Below are 26,221 nucleotides of genomic sequence, written 5' to 3' on the forward strand. Positions count from 1 at the left end.
CCGGGTGAAAATCGCGCATCCGTCGGACACTTCCCTCATCCCGTCGATAACGTTGCGTCACGTCCACCCCGCCCGTCCCGCGCAGTACCGGAGCCCACGCTGACCCGCGACACCCACGCCCCCTGCCGGAAAACGGGCTCCACGGACACGCCTGCGATACCCGCCCAGCACACGCCTCCCCGGCACCTGGACGGCCTCGTCGGCTTCAACGCGGCCTCCGCCGCCGAGGCCGAGGCCCTGCTCCTGTCCTGCTGCCGCAGCCTCCGCTGGGCCGAACGGGTCGCCGCGCACCGCCCGTACCCGACCCTGGACGCCCTGCTCGCCGCCGCCGACGAGGCCGGATACGACCTGTCCCGCGCCGAACTCGACGAGGCCCTCGCCGCCGAGTCCTCGGCCCCGCCGCACCCCGGCGCCCCTCCGGCGGCCCGGACGGCGCTGCGGGCCGCCCACGCCGCGTACGAGAGCAGTTTCGGCCACGCGTTCGTGATCAGCCTCGACGGCGTGCGTCCCGGGGAGCGCCTCGACCAGGTTCTGGCCGGAATCCGGTCACGTCTCGGCAACGAACCGGAGGAGGAGAGGGTCGTCGCGGCCGACGAACTCCGCCGTCTGGCCCGCGCCCGGCTGGCCTTCCGACTCGCGGAAGGGCTCACACGGCGTCACCACGGGGCGTGAGGACGACCGGAATGCGGCGATTCGGGACAGTCTGGGGCCGGTCTCGTGTCGTGCGATAGTCCGTCCGTGCCTGTTTGATCACACCTAAGGACCCCGCGCGAGCGAACCGACAAGTCGTCGCTACGATGACCGGGGCCGGTGGACCGTACCCGGCCGGGTCTGACCGACAGAGAAGCCGGCCGGCCCTGATCCCCGCTCCCGGAGGGTTTTTCCGTGCCGGCTGGAACGCTGTACCGCGGCCGGGAAGGAATGTGGAGCTGGGTGGCTCATCGAGTCACCGGCGTCCTCATCTTCTTCTTCCTGTTCGTACACGTGCTGGACACCGCTCTCGTCCGCGTCTCCCCCGAGGCGTACGACGAGGTCGTCGCGACCTACAAGACGCCGATCGTCGCTCTTCTGGAGTACGGCCTCGTCGCCGCCATCCTCTTCCACGCGCTGAACGGTCTCCGTGTCATCGCCGTGGACTTCTGGTCCAAGGGCCCGCGCTACCAGAAGCAGATGCTCTGGACCGTCGTGGGCATCTGGGTCGTGCTGATGGCGGGCTCGCTGTACCCCGTCCTCGGCCACGCCGCACGTGAACTGTTCGGGAGCTGACGCCACTCATGTCTGCTGACACGACCTCCGCCGCGATCGGCCCCGTCGAGGGCGGCGCCCACTACGACGTGGACAACCCCGCGCCGTACATCGAGGCCCCCCGCAAGCGCACGGGCAAGACCCCGCGCGCGACCCGGGGCAACTTCGAGATGGCCGCGTGGCTCTTCATGCGCCTCTCGGGCGTGGTCCTCGTCGTCCTGGTCCTCGGCCACCTGCTGATCCAGCTCTTCCTGGACGGCGGCGTCTCCAAGATCGGCTTCGCCTTCGTGGCCGGCCGCTGGGCGTCCCCGTTCTGGCAGGTCTGGGACCTCCTGATGCTCTGGCTCGCCATGCTGCACGGCGCCAACGGCCTCCGTACGGTCATCAACGACTACGCGGAGCGGGCCAACACGCGCCTGTGGCTCAAGGGCCTGCTGTACACCGCCACGGTGTTCACCATCCTTCTGGGCACGCTGGTGATCTTCACCTTCGACCCGAACATCCGCTAGGCACGGGGCTGAGGTAATCCACGTCATGAAGATCCACAAGTACGACACCGTCATCGTCGGCGCCGGTGGCGCGGGCATGCGCGCCGCCATCGAGTCGACGAAGCGCAGCCGCACCGCCGTCCTGACGAAGCTCTACCCCACCCGCTCCCACACGGGCGCGGCGCAGGGCGGCATGGCCGCCGCGCTGGCGAACGTGGAGGAGGACAACTGGGAGTGGCACACCTTCGACACGGTCAAGGGTGGTGACTACCTGGTCGACCAGGACGCCGCCGAGATCCTGGCGAAGGAGGCCATCGACGCCGTCCTCGACCTGGAGAAGATGGGCCTGCCGTTCAACCGGACGCCCAACGGGACGATCGACCAGCGCCGCTTCGGCGGTCACACCCGCAGCCACGGCGAGGCCCCGGTCCGCCGGTCCTGCTACGCCGCGGACCGCACCGGCCACATGATCCTCCAGACGCTGTACCAGAACTGCGTCAAGGAGGGCGTGGAGTTCTTCAACGAGTTCTACGTCCTGGACCAGCTGATCACCGAGATCGACGGTGTGAAGCACTCCGCGGGCGTCGTCGCGTACGAGCTGGCCACCGGCGAGATCCACATCTTCCAGGCCAAGGCCGTTATCTACGCGTCCGGCGGCACCGGCAAGTTCTTCAAGGTGACCTCCAACGCCCACACCCTGACCGGTGACGGCCAGGCCGCGTGCTACCGCCGCGGTCTGCCCCTGGAGGACATGGAGTTCTTCCAGTTCCACCCGACGGGCATCTGGCGCATGGGCATCCTGCTGACGGAGGGCGCCCGCGGTGAGGGCGGCATCCTCCGCAACAAGGACGGCGAGCGCTTCATGGAGAAGTACGCGCCGGTCATGAAGGACCTCGCGTCCCGTGACGTCGTCTCGCGCTCCATCTACACGGAGATCCGCGAGGGCCGCGGCTGCGGTCCCGAGGGCGACCACGTCTACCTGGACCTGACGCACCTCCCGCCGGAGCAGCTCGACGCCAAGCTCCCGGACATCACGGAGTTCGCGCGCACCTACCTCGGCATCGAGCCCTACACGGACCCGATCCCGATCCAGCCCACCGCGCACTACGCCATGGGCGGCATCCCGACGAACGTCGAGGGTGAGGTCCTCTCGGACAACACCACCGTCGTCCCGGGCCTGTACGCGGCCGGCGAGGTCGCCTGCGTGTCGGTGCACGGCGCCAACCGCCTCGGCACCAACTCGCTGCTCGACATCAACGTCTTCGGCAAGCGCTCGGGCATCGCCGCCGCCGAGTACTCCGCGAAGTCCGACTTCGTCGAGCTGCCGGAGAACCCGGAGGCGCTCGTCGTCGCGACGATCGAGAAGCTCCGCAACTCCACGGGTCACGAGCGGGTCGCCGACATCCGCCGTGAGCTCCAGGAGACGATGGACGCCAACGTGATGGTGTTCCGCACGGAGCAGACCATCAAGACGGCCGTCGAGAAGATCGCCGAGCTGCGCGAGCGCTACGAGAACGTGTCCATCCAGGACAAGGGCAAGCGCTTCAACACGGACCTGCTGGAGGCCATCGAGCTGGGCAACCTGCTCGAACTGGCCGAGGTCATGGCCGTCTCGGCGCTGGCGCGCAAGGAGTCCCGCGGCGGTCACTACCGCGAGGACTACCCGAACCGCGACGACGTCAACTTCATGCGCCACACCATGGCGTACCGCGAGGTCGGCGAGGACGGCTCCGAGACCGTCCGCCTCGACTACAAGCCGGTCGTGACGACCCGCTACCAGCCGATGGAGCGTAAGTACTGATGGCTACCCCCGTACTGGACAAGGTCGAGGCGGAGTCCGCCGCCTCCCCGTACATCACGGTCACGATGCGCATCCGGCGCTTCAACCCCGAGATCTCGGACGCCTCGGTCTGGGAAGACTTCCAGATCGAGATGGACCCGAAGGAGCGCGTCCTCGACGCCCTCAACAAGATCAAGTGGGACGTCGACGGCACGCTGACGTACCGCCGGTCGTGCGCGCACGGCATCTGCGGCTCGGACGCGATGCGGATCAACGGCAAGAACAGGCTCGCCTGCAAGACGCTGATCAAGGACGTCAACCCCGAGAAGCCGATCACGGTCGAGGCCATCAAGGGCCTGACGGTGCTCAAGGACCTCGTGGTCGACATGGAGCCCTTCTTCCAGGCGTACCGGGACGTCATGCCGTTCCTGGTCACCAAGGGCAACGAGCCGACGCGCGAGCGTCTGCAGACCGCCGAGGACCGCGAGCGCTTCGACGACACCACCAAGTGCATCCTGTGCGCCGCGTGCACGTCGTCCTGCCCGGTCTTCTGGAACGACGGGCAGTACTTCGGTCCTGCCGCGATCGTCAACGCGCACCGCTTCATCTTCGACTCGCGTGACGAGGCGGGCGAGCAGCGCCTGGAGATCCTGAACGACAAGGACGGCGTGTGGCGCTGCCGCACGACGTTCAACTGCACGGACGCGTGCCCGCGTGGCATCGAGATCACGAAGGCGATCCAGGAAGTGAAGCGCGCGCTGATCACGCGTCGCTTCTAGCCTTTTCGACGCGCCCCTCGCACCGCTCGGCGCCGGGGGCGCCTCACGGCCGCGCGGCGAAGCCGCACATGTCACTTCGGGCCGCTGCGGCGGCCTCCGACCGCCGGTGTGTGGCTGGGCCCCGTCTCCCTCTGGGGAGGCGGGGCCCTTCCGCGTTCACGGGCGCCCGGCGGGGTTCTCCGTCGACTCCGCCTGGAGCATGATCCGGCGGAGCAGGTCGTTGAGCAGGGCGCGCTCCTCGGGGGCGAGGGCGCCGAGGAGGCGGTACTCCTCGTGGCCGAGGACGTCCATGGCGCCCAGCCAGGTCTGACGGCCCGCCTCGGTGAGCTCGACGACGACCCGGCGCCGGTCGGTCGTGGAGGGGGTGCGGCGGACGAAGCCGCGCCTCTCCAGGGCGTCGAGGCGGCCGGAGACGGAGGCGGGGGCGAGGTCGAGGTCCTCGGCGAGCTCGGAGGGCGCGGCGCTGCCGCCGCGGCCGGCGAGCTTGTGGAGGGTGTCGAACTCGTGGCGTTCGAGGTCGAAGTCGACGAGGGACTGTTCCCTGACGCGGCGGAGGTGGACGGAGAGCTTCTTCATCCGGGTGACGGCGCCCTCGATGACGGGGTCGAGGTCGGGCAGGACGGGCTGCCAGCGGGCGACGTGGTCGTCGGTCCAGTCGCGGGGGGCCTGCGGGTCCTCGGGGAGCGCCATGAGCTGATCGTACGTCGGGACCTCCGGACCGCCCCCCGGAAAGTATTTCGTTGACGAATTATTCGGTGCCGAAATACTCTGCGGTCCATGCGATCCCCTGCCCGCACGCACGAGCCCCCCAAGCCCCCCAAGCCGCCCACGTCCACCGCCGTCCCCCACCCCCTGCGCACCCGCTCCTTCCGGCTGCTCTTCGCCGGCCGGGCGCTCTCCCTCCTGGGGGACGCGGCGATCCCCGCCGCGCTCGCCCTCGCCGTTCTCGCGGCCACGGGCTCCAGCGGGGCGCTCGCCCTGGTCCTCGGCTGCGCGATGGCCCCCAAGCTGCTCCTTCTGCCGCTGGGCGGGGTCGTGGGCGACCGGTTCGACGCCCGTGCGGTCGCGCTCACCACCGACCTCGTGCGCTGCGCCACGCAGTTGCTCGTGGGGGTGCAGCTGCTCGGCGGCAGCCCGAGCCTGGCCGTGCTCGCGGCGGCCTCGGCGGTCGGCGGCGCGGCCGGAGCCTTCGCGGTGCCGACCGGGTCGCCGCTGGTGAAGGGGGTCGTCGCGGCCGAGGCGCTGGACCGCGCCAACGCGGCGATGGGCGTGGCGTCGAGCGCCGGGCGGCTCGGCGGGCCGGCGCTCGCCGGATCGCTGGTGCTGACGGTGGGGCCGGGGTGGGCGTTCGTGCTCGACGCGGTCACCTTCGCGGTGAGCGCCGCGCTCCTGGCGATGGTGCGGGTGAAGCGGGTGCCGATCCCGCGCCGCTCGCTCCGCGCCGATCTCGTGGAGGGCTGGCGGGAGGTCCGCTCCCGCGACTGGTACTGGACGAGCCTGATCGGCCACAGCGCCTGGAACGGGGCCGCGGCGGTCCTGATGACCCTGGGCCCCGCGGTCGCGGTGGAGCGGCTCGGCGGGGGCGGGACCTGGGTCGTCCTGCTCCAGGTCGGCGCGGTCGGCTACCTGCTCGGGGCGCTGCTCGCCGACCGGGCGCGGCCCCGGCGGCCGGTCCTGGCGGCGAACCTCGGGCTCGCGACGTACGCGCTGCCGCTGGTGCTGCTCGCGGTCGCCGCGCCGGCGCCGCTGACCGTCGCGGCCTACGGGCTCGCACAGGCGGGGCTCGGGTTCCTGTCGCCGGTCTGGGAGACGGCCGTCCAGCGGGCGGTGCCCGGGCACGCGCTGGCCCGGGTCACCTCGTACGACTGGCTGCTCTCCCTGGCGGCCACACCCGTGGGCTACGCCCTGGCGCCGCTGGCCTCGGCCGCCTGGGGACCCGAAGTGCCGCTGCTCGCGGCGGCGGCGGTGGTCGGCGGGTGCTGCCTGGCGACGGTGTTCGTGCCGGGGGTACGGCGCTTCCGCTAGGCGGCGGCTTCCTCGGCGAGCTCGGCGAGGAAGGCGGTGAGCAGGACGGCGGTCTCGTCCGGGCGTTCCAGGGCGGGGAGGTGTCCGGCCCAGTCGAGGTCGACACGGCGGGCGGCGGGCAGGAGCTCCGCGAGGTCGGCGGCGACGGCGCGGAAGTCGGGAACGTCGTGGGCGCCGCCGACGACGAGGGCGGGGGCGGCGATCCGGGCGAGTTCGTCGCGGGTGACCTCGGGGTCGTCGGCGCCGAACTCGGCGGCGAGCTGGACGTCGAAGGCGCGGCGCTGCATCCGCCGGACGAGGGCACGGGCGGCCTCGTCGGCTTCGGGGCCGAGCCAGGTGTCGACGTTGAGCTCGACGGCGGCGTCGATGTCGCCGGCTTCGAGGAGGGCGTCCTCGCGGCCGCCCCAGGCGCGGAGTTCCTCGCTCGGCACCATGCAGGGGCTGGCGGGGGCGAGCAGGGCGAGCGCGGTGACGCGGTCGGGGTGGCGGGCGGCGAGCTCCAGGGCGACGGCGCCGCCGAAGGAGGAGCCGACGACGGCGGCGCGGTCGGCGCCGATGTGGTCGAGGAGGGCGCGGACGTCCTCGGCGTGGGTGTGCGGGGCGTCGACGGGGGTGTCGCCGAAGCCGCGGAGGTCGCAGCGGACGACGCGGTGGCCCGCGTCGGCGAGGGCGTGGAACTGCCCGTCCCACATGCGGCGGTCGCAGACGCCGGAGTGCAGCAGGACGACGGTGGAGGGGCCTTGACCGGCCAGGTCATGAGAGAGCGTCACCCGTCGACCCTAGTTCGGCCCGTGGGGGCGGGCCACCGGATATGAACCGGACGCGAGCCGACCGCGAACCGACCGCGAACCGGGACTTGAACATGTTCAAGAACAGTCCTACAGTCATGCCTACCAGCTTTTGAACGCGTTCAAGGGAGGGTGGGGCATGGACCTCACTGTCATCGCGTACACCGTCTACCTGCTGATCAGCGTGGCGCTCACCATCTGGGTCGCGCGCACCCTCAGCCGCAACGGAAGGATCTTCCTCTCCGACGTGCTGCACGGCGACGAGAAGCTCGCGGACGCCGTCAACCACCTCCTCGTGGTCGGCTTCTACCTCGTCAACTTCGGCTTCGTCGCCCTCTACCTGAGCCAGGACGCCGCCGTCCTCGACGCCCGCGCGCTCTTCGAGGCCCTCTCCGTCAAGCTCGGAGTCGTCCTGCTCGTCCTCGGTGTGATGCACCTGGGCAACGTGTACGTGCTCAACAAGATCCGTCGCCGCAGCGTGATGGAGCGCGAGCAGACCCCGCCGGTCCGCCCCCAGGGCTGGACCCCCGCAGGCAAGGGCGGCCCCTGGGCCCCGCCCGCGCCCCAGGCCTGAGAGTCCGGCGTCATGGCGACACCGGTGAGCCACCTGACCGTGCTCTACGACGCCGAGTGCCCGCTCTGCGCGCACCTCAGGCACTGGCTGATGCGCCAGCCCCAGCTGGTCCCCCTCGACCTGGTCCCGGCCGGGTCGCAGGAGGCCAGGCGCCGCTTCCCCGCCCTCGACCACGCCGCGACCCTGCGGGAGATCACCGTGGTCGGGGACCGGGGGCAGGTCTACCGGGAGACCGACGCCTGGATCGTCTGCCTCTGGGCGCTGGCCGACCACCGGCCCAGGGCCCACTGGCTGGCCACGCCCGCCGGCCGGCCCTTCGCCCGGGTCACGGTCCTCGCCGCCGCGAAGTGGCGCGAGGCCCTCAAGGGCCCGGCCTGCGAGGACGGGCGCTGCGAGGCGCCCGCCCCGCCCGACTAGGCTCGGCCCCGTGACGGAAGAGAAGAAGGCCGAAGAGAAGAAGGCCCCGAAGAGCGAGCAGACCCGCACGCTCATCCTCGAAACCGCGCTCCGCCTGTTCAAGGAGCGCGGTTACGACAAGACGACCATGCGGGCCATCGCCCAGGAGGCCGGGGTCTCCGTCGGCAACGCGTACTACTACTTCTCCTCCAAGGAGCACCTCGTCCAGGGCTTCTACGACCGGATCGCCCAGGAGCACCAGGCGGCCGTCGAGTCCCTCCTGACGGGCGACGAGAAGGACCTGACAGCCCGTATCAAGGGCGTCCTCCTCGGCTGGCTCGACATCGCGGAGCCGTACCACGAGTTCGCGGCCCAGTTCTTCAAGAACGCCGCCGACCCCGACAGCCCCCTCAGCCCGTTCTCGCCGGAGTCGGAGGGCCCCCGCGAGGCCGCCATCGAGGTCCACCGGCGGGTCATCGCCGGCGCCTCGGTCAAGGTCGACCCGGAGCTCACCGAGGCCCTCCCCCAGCTCCTCTGGCTCCAGCAGATGGGCCTGGTGCTGTTCTGGGTGTACGACCGCTCGGAGAACACGGCGAACAGCCGGCGGCTCGTCGAGCGGCTCGCGCCGGTCACCGCCCGCGCGATCTCGCTCTCCCGCTTCCGGATCCTGCGCCCGCTGGTCAAGGAGACGCACGAACTGCTCGCCGACTTCATGCCGACGGCGGCCGGAATGGCGGCCTCGGGGAAGCCCAAGCGAGCCACCCCGAAGCCGCAGGATTAGACCTCGCGACCAGACCCCGCTGTCAGACCTCGCGGTCAGACCTCGCGGTCTAGATCCAGTTCAGCTCCCACAGGCGCCAGATGCCGGTGCCGTCGGAGAGGTACTGCGAGCCGCCGACCGTCTCCGTCGACAGGACGTAGTCCTTCTTCTGCCAGAGCGGCACGAGCGGGACCTCGTCCGCGACCTCGGCCTGGATCGCCTTGAAGTCGCCGGTCGCCCGCGAGCGGTCGCTGTACTGCTGCGTCGAGGTGACCAGCCGGTCGATCTTCGCGCTGGAGAAACCGTTGTGCAGGGTGTTCTCCGTGCCGACGAGCGGCGCGGTGAAACTGTCGGAGTCGGGGAAGTCGGGGAGCCAGCCCACGGTGTACGCGTCGTAGTCGCCGCGCGCGTACCCCTTCTGGAAGCTCTTCCAGTCGGCCTCGACGACCTTCACCTTGAAGAGGCCGCTGTCCTCCAGCTGCCGCTTGATCTCGGCGGCCTCGGCGGCGTAGGTCGCGTCCTTGCGGAAGCCGAAGGTGAACTCCACCGGCCACTGCACGCCCGCGTCCTTCAGCAGCCCCTTCGCCTTCTTCGCGCTCGGGCCCGGGTTCTCGTCGTAGAACGCGGTGTTGTGCCCGACGAAGCCCTGCGGGATGAGCGAGTACAGCGGCTCGACCGTGTCCTTGTAGGCGCGGGCGCTGATCTCCGGCCGGTCGATGATCGCGGCCACGGCCCGCCGCACGGCCTTCTTCGCCATCGGCGAGCCGGACCGCACGTTGAAGTTGAGGTTGCGGATCTCCGCGCTCTCCGACTCCGTGAGGCGGGTGCCGCCCTCGGTCTCCAGCGTCGAGAGGAAGGTCGGCGGCATCTGCCGGTGCGTGACCTGGACGTCCCCCGCCTTCCACGCGGCGGCGAGCTCCTCGGACTGGCCGTAGTACTTCACGAGGACCGGGCCGCCGGCCTTGGTGACGGCACCCTTGTACGCCGGGTTGGGCTCCAGGAGCGCGGACTCGCCCGGCTTGTACTCCTTGAGGACGTACGGCCCTGAGCCGTCCACGGCCAGGTCGCCGCGCAGCCTGTCGGCCGGGTACTGGTCCTTGTCGACGATCGAACCCGCGCCCGTGGCGAGCTTCAGCGGGAAGGTCGCGTCGCGGCCGCTCAGCTGGAAGGTGACGGTGCGGCCCTCGGCCACCACGCTCTTCAGCGTCGGGAAGAGCGGCTGCGGGCCGACCTCCGACTTGATCTTCAGCATCCGGTCGAAGGAGTACTTGACGTCCTCGGCCGAGATCTTCCGCCCGTTGGCGAACGTGAGGTCGCCGCGCAGGGTGCACTTGTACGTGGTGAGCCTGCTGCCGACGAAGTCGCAGCTCTCGGCGGCGTCCGGCACGGGGCTCGTGAAGCCCGGCTTGAAGGTCAGCAGCGACTGGAAGACGTTGCTGTACATCGCCCAGGAGCCGGCGTCGTAGGCGCCGGCCGGGTCGAGCGAGGTGACCTCGTCGGTCGTGCCGACGTTGATCGCGTCCTTCCGCGCGTCGTCGGAGGGCAGGAGTTGCCAGCCTCCGACTCCGGCCGCCACCAGTACTCCACAAGTGATGAGGATCCGCAGACGGACCGTCGACCGCATTGCCGTGCTTCCTTTTTTTCGTACCACCCCAGGCACGACGCCCCCCGAAAACGCCGCTTTCGCGTCAGCCAATCACACGGATTTCACAAGTGGAAGGAAAAACTTTCACACCGCAGGTATATGTCCGGGATATGAGAATTTAAGCCGATGAGCAGCACGTATCGACCTCGGCGCGGGGAGTGACGATTCCCGATTACGCCTGTTTCGAGGCGAGTTCGACGATGGTGATGTCCGAGGGCGCGCCGACCCGGACCGGGGGTCCCCAGGCGCCCGCGCCTCGCGAGACGTACAGCTGCGTGTCCCCGTACCGCTCCAGACCGGCGACCGTCGGGTTGGCGAGCTCGGCGAGGTAGTTGCCCGGCCAGAGCTGGCCGCCGTGGGTGTGGCCGGAGAGCTGGAGGTCCACCCCGTGGCGTACGGCGTCGTGGATGACGACCGGCTGGTGCGCGAGGAGCACGGAGGCGCGGGACCGGTCCCGGTCGCCGAGCGCGCGCACGAAGTCGGGGCCCTGCCCCGTCTTCTCCCCCGCGACGTCGTCGACACCGGCGAGGTCGAAGCCGGCCGCGATCTCCACCCGCTCGTTGCGCAGCGGCCTCAGCCCGAGCTCCCGCACGTGGTCGACCCAGGCGTCGGCCCCGGAGAAGTACTCGTGGTTCCCGGTCACGAAGAAGGAACCGTGCCGGGCCCGCAGCTGCGCGAGCGGCTCGGCGGCGGACCCGAGATCCGCCACGCTCCCGTCCACCAGGTCGCCGACGACGGCGATCAGGTCGGGCTGCGTGGAGTTGATGGCGTCCACGATCCGCTGGCTGTGCCCCCGCCCCAGGATCGGCCCGAGGTGGATGTCGGACACGACGGCGATCCGGTACCCGTGCGCGGCCCGCGGCACCTTGGCCAGCGGCACGGTCACCCGCTTGATCGTGGGCCCGCGCAGCACGCCGTACGTCCCGTACCCCACGGTCCCGACCGCGACGGCGGCGGCGGACCCGCCGACGACCCGCGAGACGAAGAGGCGCCGGGAGACGCCTCCCGCACCGTCGGAAACCGGGGCGGCAGGAGCGGCAGGAGCAGCCGGCTCGTCGACGTCAGAGGGCGGCGCCGCCGGTACGGTCACGGGCACGGCCGCCGGGGCGGGCGCGGGCGCCTCGACCGGGGCCCGCCGCTCCAGCGCCTTCCGCAGCAGGGGCCGCAGGGCCTCTCCCACGAGCAGCGCCAGGACCAGGTACAGCAGCACGGGAAGCCACAGGTACCCCGGCCAGGCCACGGCCCGCTCCAGCCAGAACGGCGCCCCCAGCCACCCGGTGGACATCGCGGCGAGCGACAGCAGCGGCAGCAGGACGACGGCCGCCGTCCCCGCCTTCCGCGCCGCCCCGCCCGGGACGGTCACATCCCGCACGAGCCGCCGCCACACGTACCAGTGGACGCCTCCGAACAGCCCCAGCACCAGCGGGACCACCAGATAGACGATCACGAACGAACCCCCCTCGTTGTCTACGAACTGTGACCGTTCTCGCTCCGCCCCGCACGCACCCCGCGGAACCCGAGCACCCCGATCGCCGTCCCCAGAACAAAGGAGGTCACGGCGAGCAGCAGGTGCACCCAGAAGTAGGGGGTCGGGTCACCCGCGTCGTCGAACGCGAGGCCGCTCCCGTCGTTCCAGAGGTTCTTGACGAAAGTGATCCAGATGAACCAGCTCCACACCCCGAAAGCGAGCAGGAACCAGGAGACGCGGCGGCTGAGCTTCATGGCCCCAGTATCGCCGTCCGCCTCCCGGCCCCCGCTTCCGGGTGGACGAGGGCGGACGTACCGCCCTGCGGGGTTCGGATCCTCAGGTCGGGGCGGTACGTTCTCGGTCGTGTCTGTATCGAAGAAGGCCGCCTGGGCGGTCGCCGCTGGGGTGCTTCTGCCGCTTCTCGTCTCCGCGCCCGCCGCGCACGCGGACGGGAAGAAGGACGAGAAGGAGAAGCAGCCCAAGCCGCCCGCGATCATGTCCACCGTCGGCGGTGCGCTGCTCGGGAAGCCCGGGACGCAGGTGCGGCTGGGGCCCGGGGCGCCGGTGCTGCCGAAGGAGCTGTCGGCGCGGTCCTGGATCGTGGCGGACGCGGAGAACGGGCAGGTGCTCGCCGCGCACAACGCGCACTGGCGGCTGGCGCCCGCGTCGACGCTGAAGATGCTCTTCGCGGACACCCTGCTGCCGAAGTTCCCCCGGACGCAGAACCACCTGGTCGCCCCGCAGGACCTGGCGGGGCTCGGCTCCGGTTCGAGCCTCGTGGGCATCAAGGAGAAGCAGAGCTACAGCGTCCACGACCTGTGGCTCGGCGTCTTCCTGCGGTCGGGCAACGACGCCGTGCACGTCCTGTCGGCGATGAACAACGGCGTCCCGCAGACCGTGAAGGACATGAACGAGCACGCGGCCGAGCTCCAGGCGCTCGACACGCACGTGGTCTCGCCGGACGGGTACGACGCCCCGGGCCAGGTCTCGTCCGCGTACGACCTGACACTCATCGCCCGCAACGGCATGACGAAGCCGGACTTCCGGGAGTACGCCGCCACGTCCCGCGCCGCCTTCCCCGGCGAGCAGAAGCCGGGCAAGAAGCGCGAGACCTTCGAGATCCAGAACACCAACCGGCTCCTGACCGGCGACCTCGGCGTCGCCCCGTACCAGGGCATCGCCGGGGTGAAGAACGGCAACACCACGCACGCCGGGTCGACCTTCACGGGAGTCGCCGAGCGCAACGGCAAGGTGCTGCTCGTCACCGTCATGAACCCGTCGTCGAAGGAGCAGCACGCCGTCTACAAGGAGACGACCCGGCTGCTCGACTGGGGGTTCGCGGCGGCCGGGAAGGTGACACCGGTCGGTGAGCTGGTGCCGCCCACGACGGCCCGCACGGGGACGAGCGCGGGGGCGAGCACGGGGACGAGCGCGGGGACGGGGAACACGGACGGCGGGACCGCGCCCGCCCCCGGCAAGGAGGCGCCCGGCGCCTCGGCCGATCCGGTCGCCGCCGAGCAGCGCTCCGGCGGGGTCGGGATCGCCCTGGGCGTGGCGGGCGGGGTGCTGGTGCTCCTCGCCGGTGCCGTGTTCCTCGTCAATCGTCGGTGGCCGCTGGGCGGGGCCGCGGGGCGTCGTCGTCCGTCGGGGACTCCTTCGACGGAGGCTCCTCCGACGGGGACTCCTCCGAAGGACGGGACCCCGTAGCCGTCCAGGCCGCGCAGAACAGCAGCAGTTTCGCGGTGAAGTTGATCCAGAGCAGGAGGGCGACCGGGGTGCCGAACGCCCCGTACATCGACTTCGACGCGACCCCCTTCATGTAGCCGCCGAGCAGCAGCTTCAGGAGCTCGAAGCCGACCGCGCCGATGAGCGCGGCGACGACGAGCCGGCGGCGGGGCGGGGTGACGCCGGGAAGCAGCGTCAGGAGGTAGGCCAGCATGAGGAAGTCGGCGAGGACGGCGACGAGGATGGCGGCCGCTTCGAGGAGGTAGTGCCCGGCCGTGCCGTCGCCGGAGATGCCGAGGCGGTCGGCGGTCCAGCCGACGGCGGTGGAGCCGAGCCAGGACGCGGCGAGCGAGGCGAGGGCGACCCCGCCGAGGCCGAGGAGGACGAGGGTGTCCTTGCCCTTGCGGACGAAGGGGTTGCCCTCGTCGGTGTCGTCGAGGCCCCAGACGGCGCGCAGGCAGTCCCGCATGGAGCCGATCCAGCCGATGCCGGTGACGAGGAGGATCGCGCCGGCGATGAGTCCGACGGTGCCGGCGTTGGCGACGAGTCCGTCGATGTCGAGCTGGTCGGAGATGCCGGGGACCTGGTCGGCGATCTTGTTCTCGATCTTGTCGAGCTGCTCGGTGGTGAGGAGCGCGGCGCCGATCGCGGCGGCGACGGTGATCAGCGGGAAGAGGGCGAGGAAGGAGAGGAAGGTGATCGCGGCGGCGAGCCTGCTCCAGTGGACCGCGTCGAGGGTCTCGTACGAGCGCCAGGCATGGGTCCGCATGAGGCGGGTGGCCAGCGGGCCGATGACGGGGAGCTTCGTCAGCCAGTCCATGTCGTGCGCGTACTCCTCGGTGTCGCCGGCGCGGGTGTGCTGGTACGAGAATCTCCCGGCCTCGTACCCGGGGCGGTGAGCGACATTCCGGGCGCCCGCATCGGCGAACCGCCCGACAATGCGGCATAAGCGACAGATACGGCTATACGGTCACCTCCATGACGGTCACCCACACGATGACGGACGCCACCCCTCGGTCCCTGCTCGTCCTCGGCGGCACCTCCGAGATCGGGCTCGCCACCGCCCGCCGGCTGATCGCCCGCCGCTGCCGCACGGTCTGGCTGGCCGGCCGGCCCTCCCCCGCGCTGGCCGCCGCCGCGGAGTCGCTGCGCGTGCTCGGCGCGGAGGTCCACACCGTCCCCTTCGACGCGCTCGACACCGACACCCACGAGGAGCGGCTCGGCAAGATCTTCGCCGAGGGCCCCGTCGACATGGTCCTGCTCGCCTTCGGGGTCCTCGGCGACCAGGCGCGCGACGAGTCCGACCCGGTCGCCGCCGTGCGGGTCGCCCAGACCAACTACACGGGCGCGGTCTCGTCCGGTCTCGTGTGCGCGGGCGCGCTCCAGGCGCAGGGGCACGGTTCGCTGGTGGTGCTGTCCTCGGTGGCGGGCGAGCGGGCCCGGCGCGCGGACTTCATCTACGGCTCGTCGAAGGCGGGGCTCGACGTCTTCGCCCAGGGGCTCGGGGACGCGCTGCACGGCACGGGGGCGCGCGTCATGGTCGTACGCCCCGGGGTCGTGCGCTCGCGCAGGACGGACGGCCGGCGCCTGGACGCGCGGCTCGCGTCCCCCGGCCGGGCGGACGGGCGGCGGGCCGGTGCCGGGCTGACGGACGCACGGCTGTCGACGACGCCGGAGGCCGTCGCGACGGCGATCGAGCTGGGGCTGCGGCGGCGCTCGGAGACCGTGTGGGTGCCGGGGGCGCTGCGGGTGGTGATGACGGCGGTACGGCACGTGCCGAGGCCGCTGTTCCGGCTGCTGCCGGTGTGACCGTCAGCAGCCGGGCCGGGTGGTGACCGGGGTCCCGCCCTGCGTGGGGACGGCGGAGATCGGGCGGCCACTGCCGAACTCGTAGTCGTACAGCTTCCGCCACACGCCGTCGGGCCCCTGCTCGTACAGCGCGAAGGAACCGCAGGTCCAGGCCGCCTCGTACCCGGCGAGCTCCTCGTACGCCCGGTCCATGCCCTCCTCGGAGATGGCGTGGGCCACGGTGACGTGCGGGTGGTACGGGAACTGCAGCTCGCGGGCGAGCGGCCCCGTCTCGTCGCGGATCTCCTGCTGGAGCCGGTTGCAGGACGGGACGCCCTCCGCGAGCTTCACGAAGACGACCGGGGAGAGCGGGCGGAAGGTGCCCGTCCCCTGGAGGCGTACGGGGAACGGGTCGTGATCGGCGGCGACCCCGGCGAGGTGCGCCTCGATCTCGGGGAGCCGCTCCTCGTCGACCTCGGTCGGCGGTACGAGGGTGACGTGGGTCGGGATGCCGTGCGCGGCGGGATCCCCGAAGCCCGCGCGCCGCTCCTGGAGCAGGCTGCCGTAGGGCTCCGGGACCGCGATCGAAACGCCGAGCGTTACGGTCCCCACGTCGTTCTCCTCCGTCGTCCGTCGTCCGTCGAATGGTGTGCGGTGGTGCAGTCGCCAGTGTGCGTCCTGCACCACCCTCGTGGCCAGGGCCCTAGGACTCAGTGCTTCGCGGGAAGGAACCCGATCCGCTCGTAGGTCTGCGCCAGCGTCTCCGCCGCGACCGCGCGGGCCTTCTCCGCTCCCTTGGCCAGGATGTTGTCCAGCGTCTCCGGGTCGTCCAGGTATTCCTGGGTGCGGGCCCGGAACGGCGTGACGAAGTCCACGACGACCTCGGCGAGGTCGGTCTTCAGGGCGCCGTACATCTTGCCCTCGTAGCTCTTCACCAGGTCCTCGACGGACGTGCCGGTGAGCGTGGACATGATGGTGAGCAGGTTGGAGACGCCGGCCTTGTTCTCCGGGTCGAAGCGGATCACCGTGTCGGTGTCGGTGACGGCGCTCTTGACCTTCTTGGCGGTGGTCTTCGGGTCGTCCAGGAGGTTGACGAGGCCCTTCGGCGAGGGCGCCGACTTGCTCATCTTGCTCGTCGGGTCCTGGAGGTCGTAGATCTTCGCCGTCTCCTTCAGGATGTACGGCGAGGGGAGCGTGAACGTGTCGCCGAAGCGGCCGTTGAAGCGCTCCGCGAGGTCGCGGGTCAGCTCGATGTGCTGACGCTGGTCCTCGCCGACCGGGACCTGGTTCGCCTGGTAGAGCAGGATGTCCGCGACCTGGAGGATCGGGTACGTGAAGAGGCCGACGGTGGCGCGGTCGGAGCCCTGCTTGGCGGACTTGTCCTTGAACTGGGTCATGCGGGAGGCCTCGCCGAAGCCGGTGAGACAGTTCATGACCCAGCCGAGCTGGGCGTGCTCGGGGACGTGGCTCTGGACGAAGAGCGTGCAGCGGTCCGGGTCGAGACCGGCCGCGAGCAGCTGGGCGGCGGCGAGCCGGGTGTTGGCGCGGAGCTCGGCGGGGTCCTGCGGAACCGTGATGGCGTGCAGGTCGACGACCGAGTAGAAGGCGTCGTGGGTCTCCTGGAGAGCCACCCACTGGCGAACGGCGCCGAGGTAGTTGCCGAGGTGGAACGAGCCTGCGGTGGGCTGGATTCCGGAGAGCACGCGGGGATTCTCAGAGGCCATGCACATCATTGTCTCAGGTGTGACGGACGGGAAAGCCCCGGGCGGCGCGGACCCGGGGCTTCCGTTCGTGACGTGTCGGGCGGGCGGGCCCGGCGGAGGTCGGGCGGGCGGGCCCGGCGGAGGTCAGGCGGGCAGGCCCGGCGCCGGGTACGCGGCCATCAGCTCCGCGACCTCCGCGCGGACCGCGTCGAGCGCGGCCTCGTCGCCCGTGCCGGCCGCGGCGACACCACGGTCGATCCACTCCGCGACCAGCGGCATGTGCTCCGTACCGAGACCGCGCGAGGTGAGCGACGGGGTGCCGATGCGGACGCCGGAGGGGTCGAAGGGCTTCCGGGGGTCGTAGGGGACGGTGTTGTAGTTGACGACGATCCCGGCCCGGTCGAGGGCCTTCGCGGCGATCTTGCCGGGGACCTGCTTGGGCGTGAGGTCCATGAGGATCAGGTGGTTGTCGGTGCCGCCGGAGACCAGGTCGAAGCCGCGGGCTAGGAGGGCCTCGGCCAGGGCCTTGGCGTTGGCGACGACCTCGTGCGCGTACGTACGGAAGGACGGCTGGGCGGCTTCGCGCAGGGCGACGGCGATGGCGGCGGTGGTCTGGTTGTGCGGGCCGCCCTGGAGACCGGGGAAGACGGCCTTGTCGAGGGCCTTGGCGTGCTCCTCGGTGGACATGAGCATGGCGCCGCGCGGGCCGCGCAGGGTCTTGTGGGTGGTCGTGGAGATCACGTCCACGTGCCCGACCGGGGAGGGGTGGGCGCCGCCGGCGATCAGGCCGGCGATGTGGGCGATGTCGGCGACGAGCACGGCGCCGGCCTCGCGGGCGATCTCGCCGAAGGCGGCGAAGTCGATCGTCCGGGGCAGGGCGGTGCCGCCGCAGAAGATCACCTTCGGGCGCTCCTTGAGGGTGAGCTCGCGGACCTCGTCGAAGTCGATCAGCCCCGTGTCCTGGCGTACGCCGTACTGGACGCCGCGGAACCACTTGCCGGTCGCGGAGACGCCCCAGCCGTGGGTGAGGTGGCCGCCCATCGGCAGGGACATGCCCATGACGGTGTCGCCGGGCTCGGCGAAGGCGAGGTAGACGGCGAGGTTGGCCGGGGAGCCGGAGTAGGGCTGGACGTTGGCGTGGTCGACGCCGAAGAGGGCCTTGGCACGCTCGATCGCGAGGGTCTCGACCTCGTCGATGTTCTGCTGGCCCTCGTAGTAGCGGCGGCCGGGGTAGCCCTCGCTGTACTTGTTCTGGAGGACCGTCCCGGAGGCTTCGAGGACGGCGGCGGAGACGTAGTTCTCGCTGGGGATGAGACGGAGGGTCTCGCCCTGGAGCCGCTCCTCGGCGCCGACGAGCGCGGCGATCTCGGGGTCGGCGGCGGACAGCGCGGGATGCTGCTGCGGGGGCTGCGGGGTGGTCATGGTGACGTCCTCCGGGCGTTCGGCGGATGCGGATCCTGTCGCGGACGCGGTCCCGGAGCTGAGGTGCGCACGGGACCGTGGATCTCTTGGGCCCGTGATGCCCAGGCGGGCGGCACCTCGTGTGACGGAGCGCGCACGGCTCCCCCGGGGTCGCTTCCCCGTACGCCAGTCGCCGTGCGTGTTTCCACAGTAGCGGGCGCGCCGTCGGGGAGGTTTCCCTGTCCGGCATCCGAGCGACGATAAGAAGGGGGCCACACCCAGGCCCTGGCCGCAGGACGAACGGAGATCCCGTGTCGAGGACAGAAGACGCGATCGCTGCCGCGGACGCGCACAGCGCGCACAACTACCACCCCCTCCCGGTCGTCGTCGCCTCGGCGGACGGGGCCTGGATGACCGATGTCGAGGGGCGCCGCTACCTCGACATGCTCGCCGGCTACTCGGCGCTCAACTTCGGCCACGGCAACCGGCGGCTGATCGAGGCCGCGAAGGCGCAGCTGGAGCGGGTGACGCTGACCTCCCGCGCCTTCCACCACGACCGCTTCGCCGAGTTCTGCACGCGGCTCGCGGAGTTGTGCGGGAAGGAGGCGGTGCTGCCGATGAACACGGGGGCGGAGGCGGTCGAGACGGCCGTGAAGACCGCCCGCAAGTGGGGGTACGAGGTGAAGGGCGTGCCGGACGGGCACGCGAAGATCGTGGTCGCGGGGAACAACTTCCACGGCCGGACGACGACGATCGTCAGCTTCTCGACGGACCACGAGGCCCGTGACCACTTCGGTCCGTACACGCCGGGCTTCGAGATCGTCCCGTACGGGGATCTGACGGCGCTCGACGCGGCGGTCACCGAGAACACGGTGGCGGTGCTGCTCGAACCGATCCAGGGCGAGGCGGGGGTCCTGGTCCCGCCGGCCGGATATCTGGCCGGGGTGCGGGAGCTGACGCGGCGGCGGAACGTCCTGTTCATGGCGGACGAGATCCAGTCGGGTCTGGGCCGGACGGGGCGGACGTTCGCGTGCGAGCACGAGGGCGTGGTGCCGGACGTGTACATCCTGGGGAAGGCGCTGGGCGGCGGGGTCGTGCCGGTGTCGGCGGTGGTCGCCGACCGCGAGGTGCTCGGGGTGTTCCGGCCGGGCGAGCACGGCTCGACCTTCGGCGGGAACCCGCTGGCCTGCGCGGTGGCCCTGGAGGTCATCGCGATGCTGCGGACCGGCGAGTACCAGGAGCGGGCCGCCGAGCTCGGCGAGCACCTGCACGCGGAGCTGCGGCTGCTCGTCGGCGGCGGGGCGGTGGAGGCGGTGCGCGGGCGCGGCCTGTGGGCCGGGGTGGACATCGCGCCGTCGCGCGGGACGGGCCGGGAGATCTCGGAGCGGCTCATGGAGCGGGGTGTCCTGGTGAAGGACACGCACGGGTCGACGATCCGGATCGCGCCGCCGCTGGTGATCGGCAAGGAGGACCTGGACTGGGGCCTTGAGCAGTTGAGGGGGGTGCTGGCGGAGTAGCCGGGTCCGGTTGACGGGGGCGGCCGGCGGGGCCGTACGGGCTCAAAGGGGGCCATTGACAGGGCAGTTGGTCTAGGCCAATGATGCGGGCCATGTCGAGACTCCGTCTGCGCCACGCACCGCGTCACACCCTGCGTGCCGCGCTCGCCGCCCTCGTCCCGCTCGCGCTGCTCGGCGCGTTCGCGGGCCCCGCGCACTCCGCCCCCGCGGCGGCCTGGCCCGAGCCCGTCCCGGTGGTCTCCCACGTCGAGACCACCGCCCCCGTCGTCTTCATCACCATCGACGACGGCTGGAACCACGACCCGGCGGCGGCGAAGCTGCTGCTCGACCGCCGGGTGCCCGCCTCGCTGTTCCTGCTCCCGGGCGCGTACTCGTACGACTCCGGCTACTTCCACTCCCTGCTGAACCAGGGCCCCTCGCGCGTCGAGAACCACACCGTCAACCACCCGGACCTGACCACGCTCGACGCGGCCGGGCAGAAGGCGGAGGTGTGCGGGGCGCGCGACCAGCACCTCGCGCAGTTCGGCGACGGACCGCGGCTGCTCCGGCCGCCGTACGGCACGTTCAACGAGGCGACCCGCACCACCGCCCGGCAGTGCGGGGCGAAGGCGCTGGTCACGTGGACGTACGACCTGACGACCTGGGGGCAGTGGACGCCGCCGAGCCCGCAGCTCAAGGCCGGCGACATCATCCTGCTGCACTTCAACGAGACGGTGACGCAGGACCTGAAGCGGGCCCTGGACCTGGCCGAGGCGGCCGGTCTGAAGCCGGCGCCGCTGCGGGACTACGTCTCCGAGTAGCCGCCGCCTACAGGATCACGTGCGGGAGGAAGCGGGCGTACTCGTCGGTGACGAGCCCCGCCGACTCCCGGATGCCGAGCCCCGCCGCCTCGTCCTCGACGACCCACGCGCCGAGCACCACCCGGTTGCCGTCGAAGTCGGGCAGCGGGGCCAGCTCCTGGTAGCAGCAGGCCTCCCCGTCCCGGACGAACGGCTCCGTACCGGCCTCGTGCAGCGTGACGCCCGCGCCCTCACGGCCGAGCAGCGGCTTGGCGACCCAGCCCGTCGTCGAGGCGAGCTCGCGCGGGCCGTCGAGGTAGGCGGGGAGCAGGTTCGGGTGGCCCGGGTTGAGCTCCCACAGGATCGCGAGCAGCGCCTTGTTGGAGAGGAGCATCTTCCAGGCGGGCTCGATCCAGCAGGTGGTGCCGGTGCCGCCGCCGTTGTCGAGGGTGTCGAGGACGTGCGGGCCGAAGCGGTCGGTGACCAGCCACTCCCACGGGTAGAGCTTGAAGCAGCTGCGCACGAAGCGGAGCCGCTCGTCGACGAACCGGCCCGAGAGCCGGTCCCAGCCGATCCGCTCGACGGACAGCGCCTCCGTGTCGAGCCCGGCCTGCTGGGCGGTCTCGCGCAAGTACGCGACCGTCATCAGGTCCTCGCCGAGCTCGTCGGCCTCCGAGTGGGCGAAGTGGACCGGGCCGGGCGGCAGCAGGTGCGCCTGGCGCTTCCAGGCGTCGACGAGCCGCTCGTGGAGGGAGTTCCACTGGTCGGCGCCGGGGAACCGTTCCTCCATCCAGAACCACTGCGGGCTCGCGGCCTCCACCAGGGAGGTCGGGGTGTCGGCGTTGTACTCCAGCATCTTGGCCGGGCCCGTGCCGTCGTAGCGCAGGTCGAAGCGGCCGTAGAGGGAGGGGAGCTCGGCGCGGCGGTGCCAGGACTCGGCGACGCGGGCGACGATCCGCGGGTCGGTGATGCCGAGGTCGGCGAACCGGTTCTCCTCGACGATGTGCGCGGCGGCGGCGAGGCACAGCGCGTGCAGCTCCTCGACGACCTCCTCCAGGGCCTCGACCTCGGGGAGCGAGAAGGAGTAGTACGCGGACTCGTCCCAGTACGGGCGCAGGGAACCGTCCGGGTAGCGGGTCAGGGGGTAGACGAGCCCCTGCTCCTCGACCGTCTCCTGCCAGCCCGGGCGGGGCTCGATGGTGTGCCGTTCCATGGTGCGCTTCCTGCCTGCGCCCGTCCGGTCAGCCGCCGCCGGAGCCGGAGCTCGAACAGCCGAAGCCGCCGGTGTCGACGGCCGACTTGTCGAAGCTGCCGCCGGTCACCATGCTCGCCTGGGCGTTCCGGCCGGGCAGCATGCCGCTCTCGACCCTGCCGCCGTAGTAGTACGCCGCGCTGTGGGTCGAACCGGTGGCGCTGCCGCTGCCGCCGTCGCACTCGTACCCCGACAGCAGCTCGCGGGTCACCCGGTCCGCGCACCGCTGGTCCGGCTCCGCGCCGCACGCGGTGATCGTCGCGGCGAGCACGCCCATACCGCCGAGCACCACCGTGCTCGACCTCAGCCTGCGCATGTCAGTCCCCTCCCCTTCGCGACCGTGTCCGCCGTGGCCACGACAGTCGCCACAGTCGCGACCGCACAGTGTAGGCCGGTGGTTTTCGGCCCCACGCCCTAGAGTCCTTTCGTGCTCTTGGGGATGATTTGTGCGCTCGGTTCGGCTGTCTGCTTCGGTGCGGCCTCGGTGCTCCAGGCGATGGCCGCGCGCGCGGCCGAGCCGGGGACGGGTGGCGGCGTCGACGTCGCCCTGTTGTGGCGGGCGCTGCGGCAGTGGCGGTATCTCGCCGGTCTCGGCCTGGACGTTCTGGGGTTCGGCCTCCAGATCGTGGCGCTGCGGACGCTGCCCATCTACGTGGTGGGCGCGGCGCTCGCCGCGAGCCTGGCGGTGACGGCGGTCGTCGCCTCCCGGCTGCTGCGGGTGCGGCTGAGCCGGGTGGAGTGGGCGGCCGTGGCGGTGGTGTGCGCGGGGCTCGGGATGCTGGCGCTCGCCTCGGGCGAGGAGGGGAGCGAGCCAGGACCCGACTGGCTGCCCTGGGCGCTGCTCGCGGCGGCCGGCGGGGTGCTGCTGCTCGGCGTGGCCGGGGGCCGGCTGCCGGAGAAGCCGCGCGCGCTGGTCCTGGGCCTCGGGGCCGGCTTCGGCTTCGGGGTGGTGGAGGTGGCGGTCCGGCTCATCGACGGCTTCGACCTGACCGACCCCGTCTGGTACGCGCTCCCGCTCGGCGGCTGCGCGGCCTTCGCCCTGCTGACCTCGGCACTCCAGCGCGGCTCCGTGACGACGGCCACGGCCGGCATGGTGCTCGGCGAGACGATCGGCCCGGCGCTGATCGGCGTGGTCTGGCTCGGCGACACCACCCGCGAGGGCCTCGGCTGGCTCGCCGTCACGGGCTTCGCGGTGGCCGTGGCGGGTTCGCTGACCCTGGCCCGCTTCGGCGAACCTCCGGAGAGCGGGCCCCCGGAGAGTCCGACCTCGGCGCCGTCCCCGTCCCCCACGGGGTAGCCGAACCCGGCCTCCGAACCGGGCCGAGCCCGTCCCCGCTACGGGAGTACGCGGCACAGGGTCGTCAGGGCGTTCTGCCAGGCGCTGTCCGGCGGGGTGCCGTAGCCGACGACCAGGCCGTCGAGGGTCGGCGGGGTCGTGGGGCGGCGGAAGGCGCCGAGGCCGCGGACGGCGAGGCCGTGCCAGGCCGCCGCGCGCAGGACGTCCTGTCCGGTGCCGGGCGGGAGGGTGAGGACCGCGTGGAGGCCGGCCGCGATGCCGCTGACCCGCGTGCGGGGCGAGTGCGCGGCCACCGCCGCGACCAGCTGGTCGCGGCGCCGCCGGTAGCGCAGCCGCATGGCCCGTACGTGCCGGTCGTACGCCCCCGATTCCAGGAACCGCGCGAACGCCAGCTGGTCCAGCGCGCTCGGCGCCTCCTTCGCCGCCACCACCTCCCCCACGAGCCCCTCCGGCACCACCGCCCACCCGAGGCGCAGCGCGGGCGCCAGGGACTTGCTGGCGGTGCCGAGGTAGACGACCCGGTCGGGGTCGAGGCCCTGGAGGGCGCCCACCCGCTGCCGGTCGTAGCGGAACTCGCCGTCGTAGTCGTCCTCCAGGACGAACCCGCCCGCCCCGCGCGCCCAGTCGACGACGGCCGCCCGCCGGTCCGGGGGCAGCGCGCCGCCCAGCGGGAACTGGTGCGCCGCCGTCATCAGGACGGCGCCGGCCTTCCCGTACACCCCGGGCTCCGTCGTCAGTTCCTCGACGCGCGTACCGCGTTCGTCGAAGGGCAGGGCGGGGATGCCCAGTCCGGCGCGGGTCAGGAGGTTCGCGTGGACGTCGAGGCCGTACGACTCGACCGCCACGTCCCGGACGCCCCTGCTCCGCAGCACCTCCCCCATCAGCCGCAGGCCGTGGACGAAGCCCGAGCAGACCACGATCCGTTCGGGCCGGGCGTGCACGCCCCGCGCACGGGCGAGGTACTCGGCGAGCGCGGTGCGCAGTTCGACGCGGCCGCGCGGATCGCCGTACCCGAAGGCCTCGTTCGGGGCATCGGCGAGCGCCTTGCGGTACGCCTTGAGCCACTCGGCGCGCGGGAAGGAGGCGAGGTCGGGCGTGCCCGCCGTGAGGTCGTGGACGGGGCGGGGCGCCGGCGGACCGGGCGCGCGGACCGGACGGGGCGGGGGCGCGGGGCGCCGTTCGGCGACCCGGGTGCCGGAGCCCTGCCGGGCGGTCAGCCAGCCCTCGGCGACCAGCTCGGCGTACGCGTCGGCGACGGTGTTGCGGGCCATGCCGAGGTCGGCGGCGAGCGAGCGGGAGGACGGCAGCCGGGTGCCGGGCCCGAGCCGCCCGCCGCGGACGGCCTCCCGCAGGGCGTCCACGAGGCCCGCCCGCAGCCGCGTCCCGCGCAGCTCCAGGTGCAGGTCGGAACCGAAAGTGGCCCAGTCCATCTCCATGGAAATGGACCTTAGCCCCGTGCCACCGCGCCCGTACGGTGGGACGCATGACGATCACGGAGAACGCCGGGACACCCGCACAGGGACACGTCCACCCCTACGCCCCCGCCCACACGCCCCGCCTGGCCATGGCCGAGCTGGCCCCCGAGTTCTACCGGGCGATGCTCGGCCTGGAGCGGGCCGCCGCGAAGGGCGTCGACCCGACCCTCTACCACCTGATCAAGATCCGGGCCTCGCAGCTCAACCACTGCGCCTTCTGCCTCGACATGCACACGAAGGACGCGCTCGCCGACGGGGAGACCGTCCAGCGGATCGTGCAGCTCGGCGCCTGGGAGGAGTCCCGGCACTTCTACACCGAGCGGGAGCTCGCCGCGATCGAGCTGACCGAGGCCGTCACCGTCCTCACCGACGGCTTCGTCCCCGACGCGGTGTACGCGAAGGCCGCCGAGCACTTCGACGAGGCCGAGCTCGCCAAGGTCATCGCCGCGATCATCACCATCAACTCCTGGAACCGCATCGCCGTGACGACCCGCATGGTGCCCGGCCACTACACGCCGAAGTCCCTGTGACCGCCGCTTCGGAGGCCCTGCGGGCCCTCCACCGCGACCGGCCCGCCGCCGGCGGCCCGCTCGTCCTGCCGGGGCCGTGGGACGCGATGAGCGCCCGCGCCTTCGAGGAGGCCGGTTTCCCGGCACTGGCGACGCCGAGCGCCGGGATCGCGCTCTCCCTCGGGTACGAGGACGGGGCCACCCCGCCCGGAGAGATGTTCGCCGCGGTCGAGCGGATCGTCCGGTCCGTCTCCGTCCCCGTCACGGCGGACCTGGAGGGCGGCTACGGCCTCCCCGCGGCCGAGTTCGTGGAGCGCGTACGGGAGTCGGGCGCGGTCGGCGTCAACCTGGAGGACAGCGACCGGCGGAACGGGCTCGGGGACCCGGAGGAGTTCGCGGAGTACCTCGCGGCGGTACGGGCGGCGGCGGGGCCCGGACTCTTCGTCAACGCGCGCGTGGACACGTATCTCAGGAAGGCCCCGGAGCCGTTCGAGGCGACGGTGGCCCGCTCCCTGCGGTACGCGGAGGCGGGCGCGGACTGCGTCTACCCGATCCTCGCCCCGGCGGCCGACCTGCCCGCCCTGCGGGCCGCGCTCGGCGACCTGCCGGTCAACGCGCTCGCCGTCCCCGGCGGCCCGTCCTTCGCGGAACTCGGGAGCCTGGGCGCCACCCGGATCACCTTCGGCGAAGGGCTGCTCACGCGCGCGCGTACCGAGGTCGCGGCCCTCGCGGCGCGGCTGGGGTCGGCGGGCACGCTCGACGCCTGAGCGGTACGGGTACGGGCACGGCCGAGCGGCCCGGTGCCGCACGAAAGAACGGCACCCCCG

The 26,221-nt window shown here is 72.0% G+C and carries 28 protein-coding genes and 1 riboswitch; of the genes, 16 read left to right on the plus strand and 12 right to left on the minus strand.

The window, feature by feature from the left end; genetic code table 11:
* The first annotated feature begins 99 nt into the window (after window positions 1-99).
* From ACFC0Z_RS26830 to ACFC0Z_RS26850, 5 genes are all read left to right on the plus strand, one after another.
* The gene (locus tag ACFC0Z_RS26830; protein WP_376443139.1) at window positions 100-672 is read left to right on the plus strand and encodes a 2-oxo-4-hydroxy-4-carboxy-5-ureidoimidazoline decarboxylase; all 573 of its coding nucleotides are present in this window, start codon (window positions 100-102) and stop codon (window positions 670-672) included.
* Window positions 673-885: 213 nt separating this feature from the next.
* Window positions 886-1,266, plus strand: a complete 381-nt coding sequence (gene sdhC, locus ACFC0Z_RS26835; RefSeq protein WP_015035721.1) for a succinate dehydrogenase, cytochrome b556 subunit — start codon at window positions 886-888, stop codon at window positions 1,264-1,266.
* An 8-nt stretch (window positions 1,267-1,274) separates the two neighbouring features.
* The gene (locus ACFC0Z_RS26840) at window positions 1,275-1,754 is read left to right on the plus strand and encodes a succinate dehydrogenase hydrophobic membrane anchor subunit (RefSeq protein WP_189800273.1); all 480 of its coding nucleotides are present in this window, start codon (window positions 1,275-1,277) and stop codon (window positions 1,752-1,754) included.
* 25 nt (window positions 1,755-1,779) lie between these two features.
* Window positions 1,780-3,534: a succinate dehydrogenase flavoprotein subunit gene (gene sdhA / locus ACFC0Z_RS26845; RefSeq protein ID WP_376442878.1), complete on the plus strand. Its 1,755-nt coding sequence runs from the start codon at window positions 1,780-1,782 to the stop codon at window positions 3,532-3,534.
* The gene (locus tag ACFC0Z_RS26850; protein ID WP_376442880.1) at window positions 3,534-4,292 is read left to right on the plus strand and encodes a succinate dehydrogenase iron-sulfur subunit; all 759 of its coding nucleotides are present in this window, start codon (window positions 3,534-3,536) and stop codon (window positions 4,290-4,292) included. Before sdhA ends, ACFC0Z_RS26850 begins: the two co-directional genes overlap by 1 nt.
* Before the next feature lie 156 nt (window positions 4,293-4,448).
* Here ACFC0Z_RS26850 and ACFC0Z_RS26855 read toward each other — a convergent pair whose 3' ends face one another.
* Window positions 4,449-4,982, minus strand: a complete 534-nt coding sequence (locus tag ACFC0Z_RS26855; RefSeq protein ID WP_376442883.1) for a MarR family winged helix-turn-helix transcriptional regulator — start codon at window positions 4,980-4,982, stop codon at window positions 4,449-4,451.
* 87 nt (window positions 4,983-5,069) lie between these two features.
* On the opposite strand from ACFC0Z_RS26855, the gene ACFC0Z_RS26860 reads away from it, so the two are divergent.
* On the plus strand, window positions 5,070-6,317 hold the full coding sequence (locus ACFC0Z_RS26860; protein ID WP_376442885.1) for an MFS transporter: 1,248 nt from the start codon (window positions 5,070-5,072) through the stop codon (window positions 6,315-6,317).
* On the opposite strand, the gene ACFC0Z_RS26865 is transcribed toward ACFC0Z_RS26860, so the two are convergent.
* The gene (locus ACFC0Z_RS26865) at window positions 6,314-7,087 is read right to left on the minus strand and encodes an alpha/beta fold hydrolase (protein ID WP_376442887.1); all 774 of its coding nucleotides are present in this window, start codon (window positions 7,085-7,087) and stop codon (window positions 6,314-6,316) included. The genes ACFC0Z_RS26860 and ACFC0Z_RS26865 overlap by 4 nt on opposite strands.
* Before the next feature lie 157 nt (window positions 7,088-7,244).
* On the opposite strand from ACFC0Z_RS26865, the gene ACFC0Z_RS26870 reads away from it, so the two are divergent.
* Genes ACFC0Z_RS26870 through ACFC0Z_RS26880 form a run of 3 tightly spaced genes read left to right on the plus strand, consistent with a single transcriptional unit; the run spans window position 7,245 to window position 8,856 of the window.
* Window positions 7,245-7,679, plus strand: coding sequence for a hypothetical protein (locus ACFC0Z_RS26870; protein ID WP_376442889.1), 435 nt, complete (start codon window positions 7,245-7,247; stop codon window positions 7,677-7,679).
* A 12-nt stretch (window positions 7,680-7,691) separates the two neighbouring features.
* Window positions 7,692-8,096: a thiol-disulfide oxidoreductase DCC family protein gene (locus ACFC0Z_RS26875; protein WP_376442892.1), complete on the plus strand. Its 405-nt coding sequence runs from the start codon at window positions 7,692-7,694 to the stop codon at window positions 8,094-8,096.
* Between the two features lie 10 nt (window positions 8,097-8,106).
* Entirely contained in the window at window positions 8,107-8,856 is a 750-nt protein-coding gene (locus tag ACFC0Z_RS26880; RefSeq protein WP_376442894.1) for a TetR/AcrR family transcriptional regulator, read from the plus strand.
* A 49-nt stretch (window positions 8,857-8,905) separates the two neighbouring features.
* On the opposite strand, the gene ACFC0Z_RS26885 is transcribed toward ACFC0Z_RS26880, so the two are convergent.
* From ACFC0Z_RS26885 to ACFC0Z_RS26895, 3 genes are all read right to left on the minus strand, one after another.
* Window positions 8,906-10,459, minus strand: coding sequence for an ABC transporter substrate-binding protein (locus ACFC0Z_RS26885; protein WP_376442897.1), 1,554 nt, complete (start codon window positions 10,457-10,459; stop codon window positions 8,906-8,908).
* Between the two features lie 193 nt (window positions 10,460-10,652).
* On the minus strand, window positions 10,653-11,927 hold the full coding sequence (locus ACFC0Z_RS26890; RefSeq protein ID WP_376442900.1) for a metallophosphoesterase: 1,275 nt from the start codon (window positions 11,925-11,927) through the stop codon (window positions 10,653-10,655).
* A gap of 20 nt (window positions 11,928-11,947) precedes the next feature.
* On the minus strand, window positions 11,948-12,202 hold the full coding sequence (locus tag ACFC0Z_RS26895; RefSeq protein ID WP_376442903.1) for an SCO4848 family membrane protein: 255 nt from the start codon (window positions 12,200-12,202) through the stop codon (window positions 11,948-11,950).
* Window positions 12,203-12,311: 109 nt separating this feature from the next.
* Between ACFC0Z_RS26895 and ACFC0Z_RS26900 the strand changes: the two genes are divergently transcribed.
* Complete coding sequence (locus tag ACFC0Z_RS26900; RefSeq protein WP_376442906.1) at window positions 12,312-13,655, plus strand: D-alanyl-D-alanine carboxypeptidase family protein; 1,344 nt, start codon at window positions 12,312-12,314, stop codon at window positions 13,653-13,655.
* Here the strand turns inward: ACFC0Z_RS26900 and ACFC0Z_RS26905 are convergent.
* On the minus strand, window positions 13,546-14,493 hold the full coding sequence (locus ACFC0Z_RS26905; protein ID WP_376442909.1) for a YihY/virulence factor BrkB family protein: 948 nt from the start codon (window positions 14,491-14,493) through the stop codon (window positions 13,546-13,548). The genes ACFC0Z_RS26900 and ACFC0Z_RS26905 overlap by 110 nt on opposite strands.
* A 176-nt stretch (window positions 14,494-14,669) precedes the next feature.
* Between ACFC0Z_RS26905 and ACFC0Z_RS26910 the strand changes: the two genes are divergently transcribed.
* Window positions 14,670-15,482 carry an SDR family NAD(P)-dependent oxidoreductase gene (locus tag ACFC0Z_RS26910; RefSeq protein ID WP_376443141.1) on the plus strand — a complete coding sequence of 271 codons (813 nt, stop codon included), beginning with the start codon at window positions 14,670-14,672 and terminating at the stop codon, window positions 15,480-15,482.
* 3 nt (window positions 15,483-15,485) lie between these two features.
* Here ACFC0Z_RS26910 and ACFC0Z_RS26915 read toward each other — a convergent pair whose 3' ends face one another.
* The 3 genes from ACFC0Z_RS26915 to glyA form a co-directional block, all read right to left on the minus strand.
* Window positions 15,486-16,073 (minus strand): 2'-5' RNA ligase family protein, encoded by a 588-nt coding sequence (locus ACFC0Z_RS26915; RefSeq protein WP_376442912.1) that lies wholly within the window; start codon window positions 16,071-16,073, stop codon window positions 15,486-15,488.
* 98 nt (window positions 16,074-16,171) lie between these two features.
* Entirely contained in the window at window positions 16,172-17,185 is a 1,014-nt protein-coding gene (trpS, locus tag ACFC0Z_RS26920) for a tryptophan--tRNA ligase (protein WP_376442915.1), read from the minus strand.
* 123 nt (window positions 17,186-17,308) lie between these two features.
* Window positions 17,309-18,586 carry a serine hydroxymethyltransferase gene (gene glyA, locus ACFC0Z_RS26925; protein ID WP_376442917.1) on the minus strand — a complete coding sequence of 426 codons (1,278 nt, stop codon included), beginning with the start codon at window positions 18,584-18,586 and terminating at the stop codon, window positions 17,309-17,311.
* 92 nt (window positions 18,587-18,678) lie between these two features.
* Window positions 18,679-18,769, minus strand: a riboswitch (ZMP/ZTP riboswitch).
* A 107-nt stretch (window positions 18,770-18,876) separates the two neighbouring features.
* Between glyA and rocD the strand changes: the two genes are divergently transcribed.
* Together rocD and ACFC0Z_RS26935 are read left to right on the plus strand one after the other, a co-directional pair.
* The gene (gene rocD, locus ACFC0Z_RS26930) at window positions 18,877-20,082 is read left to right on the plus strand and encodes an ornithine--oxo-acid transaminase (RefSeq protein ID WP_376442920.1); all 1,206 of its coding nucleotides are present in this window, start codon (window positions 18,877-18,879) and stop codon (window positions 20,080-20,082) included.
* Window positions 20,083-20,174: 92 nt separating this feature from the next.
* Window positions 20,175-20,882, plus strand: a complete 708-nt coding sequence (locus tag ACFC0Z_RS26935) for a polysaccharide deacetylase family protein (protein WP_376442923.1) — start codon at window positions 20,175-20,177, stop codon at window positions 20,880-20,882.
* Window positions 20,883-20,889: 7 nt separating this feature from the next.
* Here the strand turns inward: ACFC0Z_RS26935 and ACFC0Z_RS26940 are convergent, their stop codons facing one another.
* Both ACFC0Z_RS26940 and ACFC0Z_RS26945 read right to left on the minus strand, forming a co-directional pair.
* On the minus strand, window positions 20,890-22,074 hold the full coding sequence (locus ACFC0Z_RS26940) for a glutathionylspermidine synthase family protein (RefSeq protein ID WP_376442925.1): 1,185 nt from the start codon (window positions 22,072-22,074) through the stop codon (window positions 20,890-20,892).
* A 28-nt stretch (window positions 22,075-22,102) separates the two neighbouring features.
* The gene (locus tag ACFC0Z_RS26945; protein WP_376442928.1) at window positions 22,103-22,429 is read right to left on the minus strand and encodes a hypothetical protein; all 327 of its coding nucleotides are present in this window, start codon (window positions 22,427-22,429) and stop codon (window positions 22,103-22,105) included.
* A 123-nt stretch (window positions 22,430-22,552) separates the two neighbouring features.
* Here ACFC0Z_RS26945 and ACFC0Z_RS26950 point away from each other — a divergent pair, with 123 nt between their 5' ends.
* Entirely contained in the window at window positions 22,553-23,410 is an 858-nt protein-coding gene (locus tag ACFC0Z_RS26950) for a hypothetical protein (protein ID WP_376442930.1), read from the plus strand.
* 38 nt (window positions 23,411-23,448) lie between these two features.
* On the opposite strand, the gene ACFC0Z_RS26955 is transcribed toward ACFC0Z_RS26950, so the two are convergent.
* Window positions 23,449-24,846, minus strand: coding sequence for a PLP-dependent aminotransferase family protein (locus ACFC0Z_RS26955; RefSeq protein ID WP_376442933.1), 1,398 nt, complete (start codon window positions 24,844-24,846; stop codon window positions 23,449-23,451).
* Between the two features lie 47 nt (window positions 24,847-24,893).
* Between ACFC0Z_RS26955 and ACFC0Z_RS26960 the strand changes: the two genes are divergently transcribed.
* Both ACFC0Z_RS26960 and ACFC0Z_RS26965 read left to right on the plus strand, forming a co-directional pair.
* Window positions 24,894-25,415 carry a carboxymuconolactone decarboxylase family protein gene (locus tag ACFC0Z_RS26960; RefSeq protein WP_376442936.1) on the plus strand — a complete coding sequence of 174 codons (522 nt, stop codon included), beginning with the start codon at window positions 24,894-24,896 and terminating at the stop codon, window positions 25,413-25,415.
* A complete protein-coding gene (locus ACFC0Z_RS26965) occupies window positions 25,412-26,161 on the plus strand; it encodes an isocitrate lyase/phosphoenolpyruvate mutase family protein (protein ID WP_376442938.1) in 750 nt (249 codons plus the stop codon). The genes ACFC0Z_RS26960 and ACFC0Z_RS26965 overlap by 4 nt, the downstream gene beginning before the upstream one ends.
* The last annotated feature ends 60 nt before the right edge of the window (window positions 26,162-26,221 follow it).

The sequence above is a fragment of the Streptomyces sp. NPDC056144 genome, from assembly GCF_042264145.1.
Lineage (GTDB): Bacteria > Actinomycetota > Actinomycetes > Streptomycetales > Streptomycetaceae > Streptomyces.

What these genes read in the sequence shown, in the direction of transcription:
- ACFC0Z_RS26905 (WP_376442909.1), bottom strand. Translation starts at nt 14,493, where the DNA reads ATGGACTGGCTGACGAAGCTCCCCGTCATCGGCCCGCTGGCCACCCGC.
- ACFC0Z_RS26910 (WP_376443141.1), top strand. Translation starts at nt 14,670, where the DNA reads ATGACGGACGCCACCCCTCGGTCCCTGCTCGTCCTCGGCGGCACCTCC.
- ACFC0Z_RS26935 (WP_376442923.1), top strand. Translation starts at nt 20,175, where the DNA reads ATGTCGAGACTCCGTCTGCGCCACGCACCGCGTCACACCCTGCGTGCC.
- ACFC0Z_RS26885 (WP_376442897.1), bottom strand. Translation starts at nt 10,459, where the DNA reads ATGCGGTCGACGGTCCGTCTGCGGATCCTCATCACTTGTGGAGTACTG.
- ACFC0Z_RS26840 (WP_189800273.1), top strand. Translation starts at nt 1,275, where the DNA reads ATGTCTGCTGACACGACCTCCGCCGCGATCGGCCCCGTCGAGGGCGGC.
- ACFC0Z_RS26850 (WP_376442880.1), top strand. Translation starts at nt 3,534, where the DNA reads ATGGCTACCCCCGTACTGGACAAGGTCGAGGCGGAGTCCGCCGCCTCC.
- ACFC0Z_RS26875 (WP_376442892.1), top strand. Translation starts at nt 7,692, where the DNA reads ATGGCGACACCGGTGAGCCACCTGACCGTGCTCTACGACGCCGAGTGC.
- ACFC0Z_RS26855 (WP_376442883.1), bottom strand. Translation starts at nt 4,982, where the DNA reads ATGGCGCTCCCCGAGGACCCGCAGGCCCCCCGCGACTGGACCGACGAC.
- ACFC0Z_RS26940 (WP_376442925.1), bottom strand. Translation starts at nt 22,074, where the DNA reads ATGGAACGGCACACCATCGAGCCCCGCCCGGGCTGGCAGGAGACGGTC.
- ACFC0Z_RS26945 (WP_376442928.1), bottom strand. Translation starts at nt 22,429, where the DNA reads ATGCGCAGGCTGAGGTCGAGCACGGTGGTGCTCGGCGGTATGGGCGTG.
- ACFC0Z_RS26860 (WP_376442885.1), top strand. Translation starts at nt 5,070, where the DNA reads ATGCGATCCCCTGCCCGCACGCACGAGCCCCCCAAGCCCCCCAAGCCG.
- sdhA (WP_376442878.1), top strand. Translation starts at nt 1,780, where the DNA reads ATGAAGATCCACAAGTACGACACCGTCATCGTCGGCGCCGGTGGCGCG.
- ACFC0Z_RS26955 (WP_376442933.1), bottom strand. Translation starts at nt 24,846, where the DNA reads ATGGAGATGGACTGGGCCACTTTCGGTTCCGACCTGCACCTGGAGCTG.
- glyA (WP_376442917.1), bottom strand. Translation starts at nt 18,586, where the DNA reads ATGACCACCCCGCAGCCCCCGCAGCAGCATCCCGCGCTGTCCGCCGCC.
- ACFC0Z_RS26950 (WP_376442930.1), top strand. Translation starts at nt 22,553, where the DNA reads ATGATTTGTGCGCTCGGTTCGGCTGTCTGCTTCGGTGCGGCCTCGGTG.
- trpS (WP_376442915.1), bottom strand. Translation starts at nt 17,185, where the DNA reads ATGGCCTCTGAGAATCCCCGCGTGCTCTCCGGAATCCAGCCCACCGCA.
- ACFC0Z_RS26870 (WP_376442889.1), top strand. Translation starts at nt 7,245, where the DNA reads ATGGACCTCACTGTCATCGCGTACACCGTCTACCTGCTGATCAGCGTG.
- ACFC0Z_RS26960 (WP_376442936.1), top strand. Translation starts at nt 24,894, where the DNA reads ATGACGATCACGGAGAACGCCGGGACACCCGCACAGGGACACGTCCAC.
- ACFC0Z_RS26895 (WP_376442903.1), bottom strand. Translation starts at nt 12,202, where the DNA reads ATGAAGCTCAGCCGCCGCGTCTCCTGGTTCCTGCTCGCTTTCGGGGTG.